Genomic DNA, 438 nt, shown 5'->3' with positions numbered 1-438 from the left:
GAACGCCGGTTATCTCCCGATGTCCGGCCAGATCCTGGATGCAACACTGGTGGCTGCTCCAAAGCAGCGCAATACGAAGGCTGAGAAAGCGGATCTCCGGGCAGGACGTATTCCAGAAGACTGGCAGGACAAGCCCGCAAAGATGTCGCATAAGGATCGTCATGCACGATGGACACTTAAGTTCACGAAGGCGAAGCGGCAGGACGATGGAACCATACCGTCGAGCGATCTCGCCATCCCGTTCTTTGGCTACAAATCCCACGTCTCCATCGACCGGAAGTTTCGGTTCATCCGAAAATGGAAGACGACGGATGCCGCCGCCAGTGATGGTGCGCGATTGAGAGAGGGGCTGTTAGATAAAACCAATACGGCCTCAAGCGTTTGGGCTGATACAGCTTATCGCTCGAAAGCGAATGAGGACTTCATGGACAAAGAGGG

Annotated in this window: 1 pseudogene; it reads left to right on the top strand. The window is 54.8% G+C overall.

The annotated features are described in order from the left end of the window. Positions 1-438: pseudogene (locus tag KP705_RS17845) on the top strand (IS5/IS1182 family transposase); the annotation flags it as partial.

Source organism: Gluconobacter sp. P1D12_c, assembly GCF_018812105.1.
Taxonomy (GTDB): Bacteria; Pseudomonadota; Alphaproteobacteria; order Acetobacterales; family Acetobacteraceae; genus Gluconobacter; species Gluconobacter oxydans_A.
The sequence above is the reverse complement of the archived record's forward strand: the minus strand, read 5'-3'. Positions and strand labels throughout refer to the sequence as shown.